The organism is Nocardia amikacinitolerans NBRC 108937, assembly GCF_001612615.1.
In the GTDB taxonomy this organism is placed as follows: domain Bacteria; phylum Actinomycetota; class Actinomycetes; order Mycobacteriales; family Mycobacteriaceae; genus Nocardia; species Nocardia amikacinitolerans.
Genome location: NZ_BDAU01000009.1, coordinates 218,755 through 235,823, shown reverse-complemented (window position 1 = coordinate 235,823; position 17,069 = coordinate 218,755). Strand labels below are relative to the sequence as shown.

General features: G+C 65.1%; 15 protein-coding genes and 1 pseudogene. 8 read left to right on the top strand and 8 right to left on the bottom strand.

The window, feature by feature from the left end; translation table 11 throughout:
* The first annotated feature begins 125 nt into the window (after nucleotides 1-125).
* The 5 genes and pseudogenes from NAM01S_RS09175 to NAM01S_RS09155 all read left to right on the top strand — a co-directional run bounded on the left by NAM01S_RS09175 (nucleotide 126) and on the right by NAM01S_RS09155 (nucleotide 8,353).
* Nucleotides 126-2,732, top strand: coding sequence for a WD40 repeat domain-containing protein (locus NAM01S_RS09175; RefSeq protein WP_067782333.1), 2,607 nt, complete (start codon nucleotides 126-128; stop codon nucleotides 2,730-2,732).
* Nucleotides 2,710-3,396 (top strand): hypothetical protein, encoded by a 687-nt coding sequence (locus tag NAM01S_RS09170; RefSeq protein WP_157107654.1) that lies wholly within the window; start codon nucleotides 2,710-2,712, stop codon nucleotides 3,394-3,396. The genes NAM01S_RS09175 and NAM01S_RS09170 overlap by 23 nt, the downstream gene beginning before the upstream one ends.
* Before the next feature lie 21 nt (nucleotides 3,397-3,417).
* Nucleotides 3,418-5,730 carry a hypothetical protein gene (locus tag NAM01S_RS09165; protein WP_067782329.1) on the top strand — a complete coding sequence of 771 codons (2,313 nt, stop codon included), beginning with the start codon at nucleotides 3,418-3,420 and terminating at the stop codon, nucleotides 5,728-5,730.
* A gap of 470 nt (nucleotides 5,731-6,200) precedes the next feature.
* A pseudogene (locus NAM01S_RS09160) lies at nucleotides 6,201-6,827 on the top strand (AF_1327 family membrane protein).
* Entirely contained in the window at nucleotides 6,827-8,353 is a 1,527-nt protein-coding gene (locus NAM01S_RS09155) for a hypothetical protein (protein ID WP_157107653.1), read from the top strand. The pseudogene NAM01S_RS09160 and the gene NAM01S_RS09155 overlap by 1 nt, the downstream one beginning before the upstream one ends.
* Nucleotides 8,354-8,457: 104 nt before the next feature.
* Here NAM01S_RS09155 and NAM01S_RS09150 read toward each other — a convergent pair whose 3' ends face one another.
* Together NAM01S_RS09150 and NAM01S_RS09145 are read right to left on the bottom strand one after the other, a co-directional pair.
* A complete protein-coding gene (locus NAM01S_RS09150; RefSeq protein ID WP_253798508.1) occupies nucleotides 8,458-9,093 on the bottom strand; it encodes an HD domain-containing protein in 636 nt (211 codons plus the stop codon).
* Nucleotides 9,094-9,195: 102 nt separating this feature from the next.
* Nucleotides 9,196-9,960 (bottom strand): oxygenase MpaB family protein, encoded by a 765-nt coding sequence (locus NAM01S_RS09145; protein WP_067782320.1) that lies wholly within the window; start codon nucleotides 9,958-9,960, stop codon nucleotides 9,196-9,198.
* A gap of 323 nt (nucleotides 9,961-10,283) precedes the next feature.
* On the opposite strand from NAM01S_RS09145, the gene NAM01S_RS09140 reads away from it, so the two are divergent.
* Together NAM01S_RS09140 and NAM01S_RS09135 are read left to right on the top strand one after the other, a co-directional pair.
* Nucleotides 10,284-10,862, top strand: a complete 579-nt coding sequence (locus NAM01S_RS09140) for a PadR family transcriptional regulator (protein ID WP_067782317.1) — start codon at nucleotides 10,284-10,286, stop codon at nucleotides 10,860-10,862.
* A gap of 42 nt (nucleotides 10,863-10,904) precedes the next feature.
* Nucleotides 10,905-11,636 carry a DUF8817 family protein gene (locus NAM01S_RS09135; protein WP_067782315.1) on the top strand — a complete coding sequence of 244 codons (732 nt, stop codon included), beginning with the start codon at nucleotides 10,905-10,907 and terminating at the stop codon, nucleotides 11,634-11,636.
* A gap of 58 nt (nucleotides 11,637-11,694) precedes the next feature.
* Here NAM01S_RS09135 and NAM01S_RS09130 read toward each other — a convergent pair whose 3' ends face one another.
* The 4 genes from NAM01S_RS09130 to NAM01S_RS09115 form a co-directional block, all read right to left on the bottom strand.
* A complete protein-coding gene (locus NAM01S_RS09130; RefSeq protein ID WP_157107652.1) occupies nucleotides 11,695-12,366 on the bottom strand; it encodes a hypothetical protein in 672 nt (223 codons plus the stop codon).
* 34 nt (nucleotides 12,367-12,400) lie between these two features.
* Nucleotides 12,401-13,504, bottom strand: a complete 1,104-nt coding sequence (locus NAM01S_RS09125; RefSeq protein WP_067782309.1) for a mechanosensitive ion channel family protein — start codon at nucleotides 13,502-13,504, stop codon at nucleotides 12,401-12,403.
* Between the two features lie 116 nt (nucleotides 13,505-13,620).
* Complete coding sequence (locus NAM01S_RS09120; RefSeq protein WP_157107651.1) at nucleotides 13,621-13,767, bottom strand: hypothetical protein; 147 nt, start codon at nucleotides 13,765-13,767, stop codon at nucleotides 13,621-13,623.
* A gap of 96 nt (nucleotides 13,768-13,863) precedes the next feature.
* Nucleotides 13,864-14,616, bottom strand: coding sequence for an SDR family NAD(P)-dependent oxidoreductase (locus NAM01S_RS09115; protein WP_067782303.1), 753 nt, complete (start codon nucleotides 14,614-14,616; stop codon nucleotides 13,864-13,866).
* A 178-nt stretch (nucleotides 14,617-14,794) separates the two neighbouring features.
* On the opposite strand from NAM01S_RS09115, the gene NAM01S_RS09110 reads away from it, so the two are divergent.
* Nucleotides 14,795-15,391, top strand: a complete 597-nt coding sequence (locus NAM01S_RS09110) for a TetR family transcriptional regulator (protein ID WP_157107650.1) — start codon at nucleotides 14,795-14,797, stop codon at nucleotides 15,389-15,391.
* 36 nt (nucleotides 15,392-15,427) lie between these two features.
* Here the strand turns inward: NAM01S_RS09110 and NAM01S_RS09105 are convergent, their stop codons facing one another.
* Nucleotides 15,428-16,009, bottom strand: coding sequence for a TerD family protein (locus tag NAM01S_RS09105; protein WP_067782300.1), 582 nt, complete (start codon nucleotides 16,007-16,009; stop codon nucleotides 15,428-15,430).
* Nucleotides 16,010-16,236: 227 nt separating this feature from the next.
* Nucleotides 16,237-16,932, bottom strand: a complete 696-nt coding sequence (locus NAM01S_RS09100; RefSeq protein WP_067782297.1) for a type 1 glutamine amidotransferase domain-containing protein — start codon at nucleotides 16,930-16,932, stop codon at nucleotides 16,237-16,239.
* Between the last annotated feature and the right edge of the window lie 137 nt (nucleotides 16,933-17,069).

The window sequence follows — 17,069 nt, the reverse complement described above, 5'->3', positions numbered from 1 at the left end:
GAGCGGATCGGCCATACTCCGCCTTCATATCTTACAACCACGGTCATGATCTAGCTTTTGCAGAAGCATTGCAAAAAGGCCTCGAGAGATACGGGCGCCGTTTCTACCGCCTCCGCGGCAGGCGAGTGTTTCGTGACAAAACCGAGGTCGGAATCGGCGAGCAGCTGCAGCCGGCCGCTCGGGCCGGCCTCGCCGGCTCCAGATATCTGATCCTGCTAGCCAACGAGAGTTCGGCGGGCTCGCGGCACGTCCAATCTGAGGTGGCGTGGTGGCTGGCGAACAGATCACTGGACTCGCTCCTTGTCGTGTTGACCGGCGGCGAAATCAAGTGGCAAAATCAGGCGTTTCTGGATCCGGCCTCCACCGCGCTTCCCCCGCAGTTGATCGAGTATCCGCTGTTCGAGTTCATACACTCCGACCAACGTTGGGCGAGGGACACGCTCGAGCTCGATTCGGACCCGCGTTTTCGCAACATGGTCATCGAGCTCACCGCGAAGCTGGACGGTGTCCCGAAAAATCAGCTCATCGGGACACACGCCCGGCAGCGCCGCCTCCTGGGCATCGCGACCTCTACGGTAATCGGAATTCTGGTCACGGCCCTGGTCGTCACCGGCGCCAGTCTCTTCTCGGCAAGTGGGAGCAAGAATTCGGAAAGAGAAAGGGCGATGCTGGCGACTTCGCGGCTACTGGCCGCGGAAGCGGAGAGGATCGGGGAATCGGATCCGGATACCGCGCGGCAACTGCTCGCCGAGGCCTACCGCCTCGGCAGGACTCCGCAACTCGCCGGGGCGATCATCCGCAGTGCGACATGGCCGCGGCAGGTCTTTTCGCGTGGACTGGCGCGCAAAGCGGTGTTCAGTCCGAACGGTCGCCTCATGGCGGTGGTTTCCGATCAAGGCTTGCAAATCGTCGATGTAGCCACGGCAAGGATACTGGCCCAGCGCGGTGACCAGCGCGGATACGCGGGTGTCGCTGCCTTCTCCGCGGACGGTAGCAGGTTGGCCATCGGAAGCCGCAACGACGAAGTAATTCTCTACGACATCGAAAACCCCGCGGACCCGAAACTCTTGTGGACCAAGAGCCGGACGGATTCCATCGTCTACGGACTGTTCTTCGTCGGAAACGAAATCATCATCAAGAATGCCACCTCGGACGTCACCGTGCTCGATGTCCAAGGGCGGGAGCTCAGCGGACCCGACCCGAAATTTCGCACCAATGGCATAGCTTTCGATGCGCGCACCAAGATGCTCGCTACGAAGAGCGGCGACGGGCATGTCGAATTCTCGAGGTTCGACGACGCCGGCCGCCGAGAATTGCTCGCCTCGCCCGCGCTGCCCGGAACCATCGGGAGTATCAGTCCGGTCGCGCCGATGTTCACCACCCTGGAGGGCAGCGGAGTCAGATTGTGGGACATATTCGACCCGGCGACGCCTCGGCATTACGCGACCATTCCGGCCGAAGGTCCCGAGGCCGAGGACACGGTATTCAGCCCCGACGGCGAAACCTTGGCGGTACTCGGCGCTTCCGGCGAGATTCGCCTGTGGGACGTCAGCGATCCACTGACGCCGAAAGCCGGTGAGCTGCTGCGTGGTCAATCCGGCGTGCTGCGAAAGCTCGCTTACTCCCCGGATGGATCTCTGCTGGTGTCAACCGGTCTCGACGGCCGGGAAGAATCCGCTTCGGGCGAGCAGGAGCGAGGCTCGGTCCGCATCTGGCCGGTCGACGGATTCCGCCGAGGGTCCTTTTCGACGGTCTTGTCCACACTCGGCCAAGACGTCCACTTCTCCCCGGATGGTCGGCTGCTGTTCGTTTCCCAGCCGGCGCGGGTGTGGTCGGTCGGATCCGCGGGCGCTCCCGCCGCGATACCGGAACTCAATGTCAGTCAAGCCGCGACCTTCGATTTCGCTTCCGGCCACGACGGGTATCGCATCCTCCGCAGCTATCCGCCCCTCGTCATCCGTCTGCGAGAGAACGGCACGCCGGCGGAAGCACTGCCCGGGCCCTCGGAGTGGTCGGGCCAATTGGTGCCGGGGCCGGACGGTCGGCTGCTGGCCATGGATAACGAGGACGCCTACCTGTGGCGGTTCGGAACTGACGGTGCTCCGCAACGCCGTGGCCGGATGACCGGAACGAAGTACCTGAAATCCGCGTCCTTCAGTCCGCACGAAGGTCGTTTCCTCGCCACCGTCTCGCGGGAGGGGCAAGTGTCGTTGTGGGACTGCGGTGAAGATAGGAAGCCGGAACTGATCGGGACCATGGACTCCGAGCGAAAGTTCAGGCATGTCGTATTCCTCGCCGAATCCCTGATACTCGCCGTTGACGAGAGCGGCACCGTCACGACCTGGGATGTCCAGGACCGTAACGACCCCCGGCTGATCGATACCAAAGTCGGCCACAGCGGAGTGGTCTCGGCAGTGTCCGCCAGCGCCGACGGCCGCCGGATCGTGACATCCGGCGACGACGGCGTCGCCAAAGTCTGGGACCTCGACGACCACGGCGACATGGTCGAGATCTGGAGTTCCGGAATCGGTGGTCGGTACGCATCCATGGGCGCCGCGCTGAGTCCGGACGGAAGCATGCTGGCGATGTCGACGCTGCGTGGCGTCCGCGTGGTCGGGATCGATATCGACGACGAGGTGACCAATCTCTGTCGCTACTCGGAAGTGATCTCGGAATCGACGTGGAAACAGTATGTCCCTGGAGAACAGTATGACCCGCCGTGCAGTTCGTAAACGCCTACGCCTCTGCCTGCCCGCCGCGGCCGCGGCACTTCTGATCAATGCCTGCGGGGCTCCGGCGCCCCTGCCTCCGCTCGGGGTGTATCAGGAGCCGATCGAGATCATGCACCCGGGAAAGACAGCGGTCTCGGAACCGATCTCGGCACCGGTCCGGCTGGGCGCCGCGCCGCCGGACTTCGCGGCCTCGGACTGGAAGAACTCGGCTTATCCAGCGGAGTTCTGCGGGATCGAGCAACCAGTGGTCTTCCGTGCCGGCGAGGCACGAGCCAATTCGTCCACCTGGGGCAGCGTGCACCTCTCCGCCGAATTCGCCGCGTTCGGAAACCTGCTCGGTGACGGGCGCGAGTATGCGGCGGTCCGGGTCGGCTGCGACAACGACGGCGGGACGGCGGCGGGACTGCTCGCCTTTTCCTATGTCGTCTTGTCGGTGCGGGACGACCAGTTGTGGAGTGTCGGTGCCGTCGTCCCGAAGAAGCAATTCCATGGCTATGGGCCGACCATGCTCCGTCGCATCGAGGCAGGCAACGGCCAAGTCAAAGTCACCGAATTATGGCGAAGGCCCGCCGACGGTACGTGCTGTCCGAGCGGCGTCGCCGAAACCATTTGGACGCTCACCGATGCGGGTTTCGTCTCGGGCTCGCCGCGTGTCCTGGAATAGCACGATGGTGGGAGTGAACGGATGAGCCTCGCTCGCGCGGCACGAATCGCCTTGTCGGTCGGCTCGATTCTGCTGTTGCTCTGGTTGACGATGCCCACCGCCATGGGCGCCCCCGACACCGAATCGAGCCCCATAGAACTGCCGCCGCTGTTCATCGGGCCCGAGGAGATCTCGAGCCCGGGCCTGCCGGTGCTCCTGGTCTCCGAGGCGCCCATGGACACCGATGACGTACTGGATATGACCATGCGCTCCGATCGGCGTCTCACCGAACAGGTCCGCCAGGCACACAGCGTCTACTTCTCCTCGGCGGAGCGGGGCGTGCAGTTGCGGATCCGGTTGATCGAGTTCACCAATCGCTATTGGGCCGAGACTTTCCTCTTCAGCAAGTCCACGGAAGCCGAACCGAATCTGCCACCAGGTTCCCGTAGACGTGATGTGATGCGGGACGGCGTCCGGCACTCGATAGCCGTCGCGGTGAAAGGCCGGTTCGGCGTGGTGGTTTCGGCGATCCCGCTTCCTCAGGCAGTCCCGAATCCCGCGTTGCAGGACCTTCTCCTTGCCCGCGCATTGCCGCCGCAACTCGAGAAGCTGCCGCTCACCGAAGACCTGCACTCTCAGACGAGGATCGATCTCTCCGATATCCGCAGATTGCTGATCGTGCTGCCGATCAGCTTGGTGCCGATACTCGCGGTCGCCACCGCGGCGGCTTCCCTGTTGCGAGACCGCGGTCTGATCGAACGGATTCTAGGGCGTTGCCCGACAACTACGTCGCGGTGCGTTGTCGAGGACTTGACGCATGCGACGGCCCAGCTGAGGCGCCGCGCCCGCCTGCGCAATCTTCGACTGGTTCTGGGCGGTACAGCGTTGAGCGCGCTGGTGGTCGCCGTGGAGATCCGAATCTCCCTGCCCGCCCTTATCGAGATCGCGTTGGTACCGGGCAGCGTCGGCTTGCTGGTCGTGGCGGATCTGCTCATTTCCGCGAAGCGGGCCGAACGACACCCCTTCGTCCGCGCGACGATCGTCCCGGCGGCTGTCGGCATCTTCGGATCGCTGGCGATCATGTACGCGGCAGCGTTCCTGTTCTCCGCAGCAATCGCTATTTTCGTGCTCGGCACGTCCATCGGGCATTGGCTGGTCGGACTGATAATAATTTGGCTGGGGTTTCGGACGCTGGCGAACCTGTCTCGACCGTTCCGATACAGCAAGCGGCTCGCTCAGACGTGGATCGCACGTGCGGCAAGCGAACAGATGCACGAGAACACTCCCGGCGTGTTCTTGCTCCGTTCGTTCCAGGACGACGATCTTCGGATGCGAATGCGCCGATCGACCCGGCACAACCCCATCGAATTCGCTTCCGCGCAACCATTCGAACGTTTCGAAGAGCTTCTTGCCTGGTCGATGTGGCGATTCGGGCCGGTGCGGACAGTAGGTATACCGGGGACCGACCTGGCCCCGCTCGGTGCCGCCCGGGAGTACCACAGCGACGACAACTGGGAGGACGCGGTGCGACAGCGGTTGATCGAAGAGAAAGTGATCGTCTTCGTCGTCGGACGTTCGCGCAGCCTCATGACGGAAGTCTCGGCGGCACGCGAACTCGGCGTTCTCGGCAAGTGCCTGTTCGTCTTTCCGCCGGAATCCGACGACGAACTGCACAGTCGCGCGCTGGTCCTCTCGGCGGCGCTCGGCCTCGCCAACGACGTGCTCGCCGAGCCCGCGGCGATCGGCCGGTATCTGATCGGCCTGTATCTGTCCGATGAAGGCAGGCCTGTGCTACTGACGGTGGACGGACGCGACGACGCCGCGTACCAGACGCTGTTCAACGTGGCGGGCACGGCGGTTGCGGACCGGCCCGCACTCCCGATTCACGATGTCGCGGTAGATCTTCAGGAGAGCGCCGTCATCGACGTCAGCGACGAGCTGGTCACCTACAACCCCGACCGCAAGCGGCCGGACCCACCGGGTGTTCGCGCCGGCTTCAAGGCTGTCGTGGAGGCCGTGCGACTGGCCGGGTTGTCGCAGCGATCATCCGAGGCCGACATCGTGGCCGTCCGCCGGGCCCGCGAGGAACTGAACAGGCTCGGACGCCTTGGTGATTGGGAAACGATCTACGATCGCCACATCACTCCCTTCTGGCGCGCGAACGTGCCGCGGTCGGTGTTCGTCGAGAAGTCACGCGAACACAGTGTCAATATCCGCATCGCTGAGACGTCTGATGTGTCGGTGTGTGTGCGGGGGCGCCGTGCCACGACATTCGTCCGCACTCGTGGCCGTCCGTGCCCGCCGCCGACCCACTTTGTCAACGTAGACGGCAGCTGGCTCGTCGACCCTCGCTGAAGCCACCGACGAGCGGCTTGGACGCCCGTTGTGCGGCGGGCGCCGGTCGTCGCCGGACGACCGGTCGCGTCAAGGTGCAACCCCCGGGAGTGGGACCGCGCGCCGTCCACTCTGCACCCCAAGAGGCCGGCGCGGAATTACAGCGAACAGCGCCGTCGCGCTACCGCCCCACCTCGGAGCGCTGGTGCTCGCGCCAAACCTTCTGGGTCGCGGTCAGTTTCGGGTGAGGAGTTCGGTTTCAGAGGAAGTCCACCACGAGTAGCACCGGCACGATGAACGCCTGAAGAAGATCGGGTACGAGCCGCCCTCGAAGAGGAAAGCCAAGTAGTGGGCGTAGCCGAAGGCCGGCGCCATGGACAGGCACGGCCGGCCATCCTGCGCGATCCCGAACCACGGCTCGTTACAGGTTGACGTTTGGTGTCGATATGTAATACTCACCTGGACAGGCGACCAGGAAGTGAGTTGCGCCGTTGACCGACAATGCCCGAGAGGCGCTCGAGATCCTTCGAGATGCGAGCCAATTCCAGTGGTACGTGATCCCACTGCTGCTGATCGTCATCTACATCTATGCCGTCGAAGTCGAGCGGCGGAACTGGAATGTCCTGTTCGCCGGGCTGGCGCTGTGAGGCATGGACTGGTTCAACGAGATCTGGAACGCCCTGGTCTTTCACGCCACCGGCCGCGCGCCGGTCTGGGGCGCCACCGGACCCACCGCCTACCAGATCCTCATCGGCCTCAATATCGAGATCTGCTTCATGTTCGCCGTCATGGGAGTCGCGGCCGCGAAGATGTTGCCGCCACGTGAGACTCGCATCCTGGGTATGCCCAACAGGCTGGTGCTCATCGCCGCCAACTCGGCCGCGGCGGTCGGCGTCGAAGTATTGCTCAACAAGGCTGGTGTGCTCACCTGGGATTGGTCCTGGTGGCAGCCGAGCTTCCCCTTCCTCATCTGGCTCATCGGCTACGTACCGTTCTTCGCCGTCTGCTTCTTCGTGCACGACCTGCCGACCGTGCGGGCCAAAGCACTCACTGTCGGAGCGATTCTCGGTGTCGACGCCATAGCGATCGCCGGTTTCGGCGCCGCGGGGTGGTTGTGATGCGGAACGTTCGGCGTACGGCGGCATTTACTGTGGCCGGTCTGGTATTCGCCGGAATGGCCAACCACTCGGCGGCCGTCGCGGACACCGGCTGCGTGCTGGTCGGCACGGTCGGCACTCCGGAAGTGACTGTCGACGAAACCACCGCCGGGATGGAGGCATTGGCTTCTGCCGATGTCGAATTGCCCGAGCGGATCCACTTCCGGACAACCACCGAGTCGTTCAATCGGCGCTGGACATTCGCGACTCGCGATGGCGGCGTCTATGTGAAAGAGACTGCAACCCAAGGTGGTTGGCGCACCTTGGTCCTCCCGGGCTGCCTGGAGGGTCGAGTCGTCGGCGTGTCCGCCGATGACGACGAGGTGATGATGATCGACCGCGACGGCCGGTTCTTCACCATGGACCACGCGCTCAGCGCGCCCCGGGACTGGAATTGGAGCAGCCGCTACGGCACCCCGCTGTGGACCGGACCCGGAAACTCGCTACCTCCCGGCACGAGCACCTGGTCTTGGTCGGTCCTGTCCCCCAACGAAGATCACGTCTGGCGAGATACGGCAGGCAATGATCATCCGGTCGGCGGAGCGAAGGTGTCGCACGTCTTCGCGCTCACCAACGGCGGTCAGCGGATCCGATACATCGATCCCTGGTTGCCGGTCGATCACAGCTACGAGATGGCCACACCGCACGGAGGCCGGTTCCAGGCGGTCGCGCTGTCGACGAGCGCGTCGACCTCGTTGATCGTCAACCGCTTCGGCGACTTCTACACGCGCCTCTACGATTTCGACATCTCCGGCGCCGACAAGGTGTTCTTCCGATACTCGTATGACGACCAGAGCGGGCTGCCCGAGGCTCCCGACATGCTCGCGGAACGAGTGGACAGCCGGTATGCGGCGATTCAGCTGCCCGCACCGGACTGGGTGCGTCAGCCGAAAGTGCCGGGCGATATCACCGACCGCATCTCCATCCACCGGACCGGACCCGGCTCGGCGGCGCGGGAACTGCGCGTCGAAGGTCGCGATAGCGGTCGAAACGGTTACTGGGCAAAGCAACTCACCGCAGACTCGTGGACGTTCGTGCCCACCGATCAACCCCTCGTCGGGACTGTGCTGGAGAATTCGCCCACCGATCGTTCGCTCGATACGCTTGTTGCCCCATCGCCCTTCGATTACGAGGGCGTCGCGACGCAGGGGTGGAGCGCGCGAGTGCGCACCTTCGATGTGGCCGTCACGCCGACTCCGCTTCGGATCGACTTCGGCGACGGCAAGCAGCTGAATCTTGTACTGCACACCGTCGATGGCCTGCGCCAGACACCGCAGTTGTCGGGAATCTCCAGTCAGCCAAGGCATCTCGATGGAACGATCGAATCACCTCCGGAGCTGTTGGCGGGCCTCGACGCGCAGCCCGCCGAGGTACGCGACTTCGTTCGAAACGTCTTGAGAGGGAGCCGCTTCACCGAAACCTCCGTCGTTGTCACCGACACTCGGTTTCACATCGACCGGTTGGATCTGACCCTGAACCGATCCTGATCCAGCCCCTGCGCCGGACCGAGGCCGGGGTCATCACCGGCGATCATGGCCCCCTTCGGAAATGATCGCCGATCTCGTGACCAAGGGCTTGGTGAGCGCCGAGATCACTCGCCCCAGGGGATCAGGCCCGCCGCCAGCCGCTCCAATTGTGTGGCGCCGCTTTCCCGTCGCTCGATACTGAACTGCTGTCCCATCGAATAGATCGGCGCGGCGGTTTCCGAGCGGGCGGCGTGGTCGACGATCGCGTCGGTCAGTGTCCGCACCATCCGCAGTCGCGGGTAGGCCGCGTGGATCGCTGCCTGATGGCTCGCGGTCACCGGGGCATTGAGGCCGATGTCCATCTTGCTGCCTTCGGCCGTGAGATAGGCCAGCAGACCGCGGCGTTCGGCGATTCCGGGCGAGGTGTGCAGTGCGATGGCTTCCCAGACTCGATCGATATCCGATTGCGGCACACCGTGTTCGGCGAGAACTCCGGCAGCGATGTCCGCGCCCTCGACTTCGAACCGTTCACGACCGGGCGCCAGAGCGCCGGTTCCGAGATCGTGCATGACAGTAGCGGCGAACAGCAGCTCGCGGTCATAGCCGGAATCTTCGTGTAGCCCCTCGTGGTCGGCGAGCAGCTCGGCGAAGAAGAAGCTGCGAACGCTGTGGTTGACGATGGCTTCGGCCTCTGATCGCCGCACGATCGCGAGCGCGGCTTCTGCCATCGGTGTAGCGGGGATTTCCATCGTGAAAGACACGACAGTGACCGTATATCCGATCGCAGTCGGCACGGAAGTAGCCCGAGTGCCACCCGACGCCACGAACGGGCTGTGCCCGCATGGAAGCGAGAAGCACCGTGGTCATTTCGCCGGCCGCGCCTGCCGCACAAGTCGAATCCGGCGCGGAGCGGCCGCCATCGCGGTGCGGACGGTTCCCGCGTAGACCTCGAGTGCGGCGCGGTCGGCCGTCCCCGACCGCACGTCCAATAGCTCTCGCGCTCGTTCGTGCTGGAGTGCGCGGACGGCGAAATCCGGTAGTCGGCGCGGGATCCACGCATCGGGGCGCAGCACCTGCGCGGCCAAGCGGTCGCTGTGGGCACTGCGGCGCAGCATCGAATCGCAGGCGTCGGCGAAGTACTCGGTGAACTGCGGCCAGGTCTGCGGTACATGCCGAGTCGAGATGCCGTAGCGGTCGTACCAGTCGCAACACTCGGCGTAGAGGCGCTCGTGTTCGAGCGCGGTGAGGGGCCGCGCGAAGGTTTCGATCGCCGTCACCAGAGTGTCGACGTAGGTCGCGTGCTGGAAGAAGAAGACCTCGGGGTGCAGGGCGTGGTACCGACGTCCCGCGTCGTCCACACCCTTGACATGTTCGTGCCCATACCTGATGAGGGAGCGCAGATCCCGCGAGGAGTAGGCGATGGTGATCATGCTCGAGACCGTGCGTTTCTTGTGCTCCCACAACCGCACATGCGTGTGCTCGACGAGCCCGGCGGCGATGGCGGGATGCAGGATCTGTAGTGCGACGGCGCGCGGCAGGGTCAGCGCGAAGCAGCGGTCGCCCAGATAGCGGTGCAGCAGCGAAGCGCTGGTGCGCTCCGGCGCGACGAGGTGCGAGAGGTCCGTCATCGTGCCGACGGATTGCCGAGTTCGACCGCCCCACCATTGGTGCCGCGCATCGCGACGGCCGGACACGTCGGGACGGGCTCGCCCGCATGCAGTTCGAAGTGGCCGCTCGGCACGATCCTCATATCCACCCTGGACTCGATGAGTAATTTACCTTCTCATCCTCTCATCGGCGATCGGCCACGGCAATAGTTCGCACGTCCGTTTACCCGCGGCCGTCAGCCTCGAATTCGATACGACCCCGCGCAGACTAGCCAAATTTGTCTAGTGCGCGTAGCCTCAGATCGGTAGCTAGCCAACTTTGGCTAGCCGGCAGGAGGGGCTGAATGAACTCGGTACGACTGCTGGTACTCGGCGCGCTGCGCAGGCGCGGACGCGCGCACGGGTATCAGGTCCGCACGGATCTGGAGTCTTGGGGCGCGCACGAATGGTCCACGGCCACATCGGGTTCGGTGTATCACGCGCTGCGCAGCATGGCCGGCAAGGGGCTACTGGTAGCGCACGAGACTGCCCCCTCGGCGGCCGGGGGCCCGCCGCGAACCGAGTACGAACTGACGGACGCGGGCGAACAGGAGTACTTGACGCTGCTGAGCCGGGCCCTCGCCGACCGCGAGCCCGGCCTGGACGTGTTGGGCGCCGCCATCGGCCTCATCGAGGATCTGCCACGGGAGCATGCGCTGCGGATGCTGCGCGAGCGATCCCGCGCGATGCGCGACTGGCGCACCAGCATCACGGCGCACCTGCCCGCGGACACGGATCTGGACACGTGGGGACCCGTTGGCGAGGTCCTGTCGCTGTGGCTGACCACCGCCGACACCGGCGCCCAGTGGACCGACCGGCTCATTCGCCGCCTGGAGGAAGGCGCTTTCACGATGGCCGACGAAGCCGCCGACTCCACCGAATAGCCGTCGAGCCGAACGCAATCCACCGTCAGAGCGGAGAAATCCATGGCCAACGAGATCACCGTGCCACTGCTTCCCTGCCGATCCATCGACGAGATCGTCGACTTCTACACCATGCTCGGCTTCACCCGGACCTATTACCAGGTCCGCCCCAACCCTTACGTCTCGCTCAAACGCGAAGACCTGCAACTGGACTTCTTCGGCATGCCGGACTTCGAGCCCGAGGATTCCTACGGGACCTGCGTGGTTCTCGTACCCGACACCGGAGAACTCTTCGACGCGTTCGCCGCGGGCATGCGCAAGACGCACGGCAGACTCCTCGTCTCCGGGATCCCTCGAATGACCCGGCCGCGCAAACGCAAGAACGCCGAGAATCGCTCCGGATTCACCGTCATCGACCCGGGCGGGAACTGGATCAGGATCATGTCAGCCGCACCCCGCCCCTCCGAAAACGACCCAGCCGCAGGCAAACTCACCACAACGCTGAACAGGGTCGTCGTCATGGGCGACTCGCACGGCAAACACCAACGAGCGGCCGAGATCCTGGACGCCGCGCTCGAGCGGGACAGGGACACCGCGACGCTGACCGAACTCGCCCAAGCCTTGGCCTACCGCGCCGAACTCGCGCTCCGCGCCGAAGACCCGACCGCCGCCCGCGACGCCCTCACCCGAGCACGTGCGCTACCTTTCTCCGAATCCGAACACACCGAACTCGCGGAAACTCTGGCCGCACTCGAAGACATCGAAGCCATGCTGCCACCCGAGCCACAACCCTGACCGACATCACCGACCGACCTCGCCGCCACGGCCCGAACACCCACGCGCGGAGCGCGATTCAGCGGACGAACAGCGTCGACTCGAACAAGTCGAACCCGGTCCGGCTGTTGATCCCCACGCGGATCGGGGTGATGGCCGCTTCCTCGATCAGACGAGGCCCCCAGTAGGACATCTGCCAGAGCAGTCTTATCGAGCGTCCGACCGCGACGACTATCGGATACGAGAAGCACTTCACGTCGCGGCTGCTGTCGGTTTCCGATTCGCAATAGTCCGGAATGCTGTACGACTCGTTGGAAATCCAGAATCCGAGGCCTTCCTCCGGCTTCGCGATGAGGGCGATGTCGTAGATGGTGACCGGCCGGTTTCCGATATTGGTGACCTCGACTTGCAACCACGATTTCGGGGAGAGGAATACATCCGACGGGAACTCGTCAGGCGAACCGGAGCCCGACACCAGGGTCGTCACATTGCCGCCCTGCTGATTCGCCCAGATCAGATTCATCGTGACGCGGTAGACGTTCGCCGCCTCGAGCCTCGACACCGCTAGAGCCTCTTTGGATATGTCACGCGAACCGACCGCGACCCACAAGGCCACAAGACTCACGATCAAGGTGATGGCGGCGAACGACGTGGTGAATTTGTCCTTCGTCTCCAAACTGAAAAATGCTGAGAGCAGACGCATTTCACGGCCCCCCGGCCAGGGTATAGGGTCCTGCGATAAACAGAACATTCTACCAAGCCGAGGGCCGAAAAGGCCACGTTCGTCAGTCTCCGTTCCGACTGCTCGCCTCACCGGAACCGTTGGTGGACAATGCCATTTCCCGATCCGGCTCGCCCTGGTTGGTGATGGCGGTGGGGATCTTCGGGAGGGCGTGCGGGTGGCGGCGGCCGAGCCAGTCGAGGAGTTCCTCGCGGACGGCGCAGCGCAGTGTCCAGGCGTCGTCGGCATCGGCGGCCGACATCGTCGCGCGCACAACGATATTGGTCGGCGTGCTGTCGGTGACGAGGAGGTTCCAGTTGCGGCCGTCCCAGTCCGGGCGGTCGCGGAGGTAGTCGTGCAGGTGCTCGCGTAGTAGCGGCACCGGCGTGCTGTGGTCGAGGTGCAGGAACACGGTGCCGGTGATCTGCGGGCCGCCGCGCGACCAGTTCTCGTACGGCTTGCTGTTGAAGTAGGAGACCGGCATGGTCAGTCGGCGGTCGTCCCAGATCCGCACGGTGAGGAAGGCGAGGGTGATCTCCTCGACGGTCCCCCACTCCCCTTCCACCACAACGGTGTCGCCGATCTTCACCGAATCACCGAAGGCGATCTGCAACCCGGCGATCAGATTGCTCAGCGTCGACTGCGCGGCCACGCCCGCGATGATGCCGATGACGCCCGCCGACGCCAGCAGCGAGGTGCCCAGCGTGCGCAGACTCGGGAACAGCAGCAGGATCGCCACGGCGGCGGTCGTCACCACCAGCACCGAGGTGATGATGCGGCGCACGAGTCCGAGCTGGGTGCGCAGCTGGCGCACGCGCGAGATCTCGCTCGTGTGCTCGGCATAACGGCGCAGCAGGTTCTCGGCGACCGCGTCGGCGGCCCGGATGACCAACCACGCCGCGGCCATGATGGCCGCCGCGGCGAGGATGGTCCGAATCATCGCGTCTTGGCGTAAGTCCAACTCCGCCAGAGGATATGTCGCGTGCAGCGCCACCGCGCCGAGCAGTACTTGCAGCGGCAGCTGCACGCGGCGCAACAGCATCGGCAGGTGCGTACCGGGTCGACGGCGCGCGCTGTAGCGCAGCAGCCAGTCGACGAGCAGTCCCGCCGACACGGTGATCGCGACCGTGCCGAGCAGCACGATCAGCGGTCGTAGTACGTCTTCCACGAGATCGAACTCCTCTCGTCGTCACCTCGGCCACGGTGCGCCGCCGCGTGTTTCGACGGCCGCACCGTGGCCCAGGCGTTTCGATCACTGCTTCGGCGCGCCACGCGGGCGTCCGCTCACAGCAGGACCAGGGTGAAGCTCAGCACGGAGAGCACGAGAATCCATGCCGCGATGGTCAGATGAATGGAACCCGCGTCGTCGGTCGAGCCGGAACGGTGTCGGCGGTCGGCACGATACTGCGGGTGCGAAGCCGAAACGGCCACGTCGTCCTCCTTCAGTCGGCTTTCCTCAGTCGGTCGCATACCCGCTTTCGCGGAAGATCGACATGACGACCCTGTGGCGAATCACACCGCGCACCGTCACGGTGCGCCGAGCCGAGCGGCGGCATCGACCCGAATCGTCTCGCCATTGAGCATCGGGTTGTGAATCACGTGCGCCACCAGCTCGGCGAATTCCGCTGGTGCGCCGAGCCGAGCCGGGTGCGCGGCGAGCGCCAGCGACGCCTGCTGCGCGAAATCGGGCAGCCGACGAAACATCGGCGTATCGAACATGCCGGGCGCGACGGTGACGACGCGAATCAGCGCGCCCGCCAGATCGCGCGCCGCCGCCAGAGTCATTCCGGCCAGGCCCGCCTTGGACGCCACATACGACACCAGTCCGGCCGGTGCGTCGGAACCCGCGATCGACCCCGTGTTGACGATGACACCGCGCTCCCCCGCCACGGCCTCGAGCCGCGCCATCCGTTCGGCGGCAAGGCGAATCACGTTGAACGCACCGACCAGATTCACCTGGACGACCTGCGCGAACTGCTCCAGCGGAAGCGGACCGGAAGCGTCCAGCGTCAGCCCGGTGCGATCGATTCCCGCGCAATTGACCACGGCGCGTAGCGAACCGAACTCGGCGGCCCGATCCAAGGCAGCGGCTACATCACGTTCCTCGCACACGTCGCCGACGACCTCGTGCACCGAATCACCGTGGAACGCTCCGGATTCGGCGGGCCGGGTATCGAGCACAACCGCGGTCCCACCTACCTCTGTCAGCCGCCGCACCACGGCGAGCCCGAGGCCCGACGCACCACCCGCGACGAGAACGACCGAATCTGCGATATCCACGGACCCACCTCACTTGTCGACCGGATCGGCGTGCCGGCACGGGCCGCACCTGGCAGATCGGCGCGATAGAGATCATTGCCGTCACGCTTCTGTGTCAGCCAACATAGAATGTGTTCAGCGGCTAGTCAATGGTCGATGGCTTAGGCTCGACGCACCGGTACGGGAAGGAAGGACCGCAGTGGCCGATCGACGCGCCGAGACGACCCGCGAGAGCAGGCGGATGCTGATCGATGCCGCCTCCGCCTTGTTCGTCGAGAAGGGCTATCAGCAGACGACTTTCGCCGATGTGGCGCAGCGTTCCGGGATCAGTCGCGGCTCGATTCCGTGGCATTTCGGGAACAAGGAGGGCTTGCTCGCCGCGGTGCTCGACCAAGCCTCGGAGACGCTGCTCGAGGCGTCCGAACGCGCCGACGCGGCGGACTCACCGCGGGCCTTCGACCTCGTGGCACAGGCCAAGCGCGCCACCATGGCGCGCACGTCGCTGCTGTTCGTCACGCTCTACGTCGAAGCGGTGAAACCCACGTCTCCGATTCACGACAAATACGTGGCGCTGCACGAACGGCTGCGACAGTCGACGAAGCGGTGGATCGAGCGCTTCGCCCGCCTCCCTGAGACCATGACCGCCGACGACCTCGCGACCGTACTCGTGGGCGCGGCCATCGGCATCCATGCGCAAAGCGCGATGGCACCCGACCGGATCGACATCGACCGAGCCATCGATCAACTCGGCGAACTACTGAAACCGTATGCGGTCGAGGCGAATACGCGGGACTGACCGTCCCGATGCGCTCGGGCGGATCGCCCGCCCTTACTACTGCATCGCGAAGCGGAGCAAGGCCTGCTTGTCGCCCTGCTTGATCTTGCCCTTGCGGTTGAGAACTTCCAGCTGCCAGGCGTTGCCGTTGCGGAAGGCGCGGGCCACGGCGTTGGCGTTGTCGGCGCCGAGCAGCGAGGGCCAGATGTCGGCGACTTGCTGGCTGCTGCCGCCGGAGGCGTCGTAGACCTTGAACGAGATGTTGTTCGCCTTCTCGAAGGAGCTGCCCTTTTTGAAGGCCGCCGCCACGAAGATGATGGCGTCGATGCCGCCGGGGACATCGGCGAAGGTGACGTGCACCGTCTCGTCGTCACCGCTGGCGGCGCCGGTCTGCGCGTCGCCGGTGTGCAGGACCGCACCGTTGCCAAGGGGATCCAGCGAATCCAGGCCCGCGAAGCGAACCGGCTCGCTGCCCTGCATGAGGATGGCGACCAAGTCCAGGTCGACGCCGCGCTTGCGACGCGCCCAGCCGAGTGCGCCGCCGCTGGTGCCCGCCGAAGGATCCCAGCTCACGCCGACACTCAGCTTGGTGACGCCGGCGAGATCCGCGGCGCCGTCCTCTTTCCGAAGCGTGATCATGGCCCGGTTCCCCTCCTGCCCCACCGAAGTCTCGGCAGCGGCTTGCTTACGGGCACAACGCCCCTGGTGTCGACCACGACCCTACCGATGACTTTCGGACCCGACAACACGAAACAGGCAGGCCCGCCGAGAAAGTAGCCGGCCTTCCGTCCATACCGCTGCGGCTCGCGCCTCGAACCAGCTGTCGCCTACCGCGATTCAGGCCGCCACGAGGTAGCCGACCGCGCTCAGGCCAGCTTCCGCAGCAGTTCCTTGGCGACGCCCGCCGAGGAAGCGGGGTTCTGGCCGGTGATCAGATTGCGGTCGGCGACCACGTTCGGCGTCCACGGATCGGCCTCGCGGAAGTCGGCGCCGATCTGCATTAGGCGATCCTGGAGCAGCCACTTCGCCTTGTCGGCGAAACCCGCTTGTGTCTCTTCGGCATTGGTGAAGCCGGTCAGCGCATAACCGGCGAACGCATTGGTTCCGTCGGGCTTGGTCGCGGCGAGCAGCGCGGCGGGCGCGTGGCACACGACGGCCAGCGGCTTACCGGAATCCAGTGCGGCGGTGAGCAGTGCGCCGGAGGTGGCGTCGACGGCGAGGTCTTCCATCGGCCCGTGCCCACCGGGATAGAACACCGCGTCGTAGTCGGCGAGATCGACATCCGCCAGCGCGACCGGGTCGGCGAGCTCGGGACTCGTGGACACCACCCGCGCGCGGTGCTCGGCGGTCTCCTGCCCGCCGTTGACCTCGGGCGCGAGACTGCCCTGGTCCACGGTGGGTACCACGCCGCCCGGGGTTGCCACCACGATCTCGTGGCCCGCGTCCTTCAGCGCCTCGAAGGGCACGACGAACTCCTCGGCCCAGTATCCGGTGGGGTGCTTGGTGTCGTCGGCCAACGTCCAGTGGTCGACACCGGTCATCACGAAAAGAATCTTCGCCATACCCCGACGGTAGGCCCGACGCACCCGGCCTCACCAATAGGAATCGGCATAGGAGACATCGGGATTTCGATATCGCGGACAGTGTTGACATCACGTGATGTCAACAATACCGTCGAGGGGTGCCTGTTTCAACGATG

Excerpts from the sequence above, each read along its gene's own strand:
- NAM01S_RS09170 (WP_157107654.1), top strand. The coding sequence starts at position 2,710 with ATGACCCGCCGTGCAGTTCGTAAACGCCTACGCCTCTGCCTGCCCGCC.
- NAM01S_RS09165 (WP_067782329.1), top strand. The coding sequence starts at position 3,418 with ATGAGCCTCGCTCGCGCGGCACGAATCGCCTTGTCGGTCGGCTCGATT.
- NAM01S_RS09155 (WP_157107653.1), top strand. The coding sequence starts at position 6,827 with ATGCGGAACGTTCGGCGTACGGCGGCATTTACTGTGGCCGGTCTGGTA.
- NAM01S_RS09145 (WP_067782320.1), bottom strand. The coding sequence starts at position 9,960 with ATGACGGACCTCTCGCACCTCGTCGCGCCGGAGCGCACCAGCGCTTCG.
- NAM01S_RS09140 (WP_067782317.1), top strand. The coding sequence starts at position 10,284 with ATGAACTCGGTACGACTGCTGGTACTCGGCGCGCTGCGCAGGCGCGGA.
- NAM01S_RS09135 (WP_067782315.1), top strand. The coding sequence starts at position 10,905 with ATGGCCAACGAGATCACCGTGCCACTGCTTCCCTGCCGATCCATCGAC.
- NAM01S_RS09130 (WP_157107652.1), bottom strand. The coding sequence starts at position 12,366 with ATGTTCTGTTTATCGCAGGACCCTATACCCTGGCCGGGGGGCCGTGAA.
- NAM01S_RS09105 (WP_067782300.1), bottom strand. The coding sequence starts at position 16,009 with ATGATCACGCTTCGGAAAGAGGACGGCGCCGCGGATCTCGCCGGCGTC.
- NAM01S_RS09100 (WP_067782297.1), bottom strand. The coding sequence starts at position 16,932 with ATGGCGAAGATTCTTTTCGTGATGACCGGTGTCGACCACTGGACGTTG.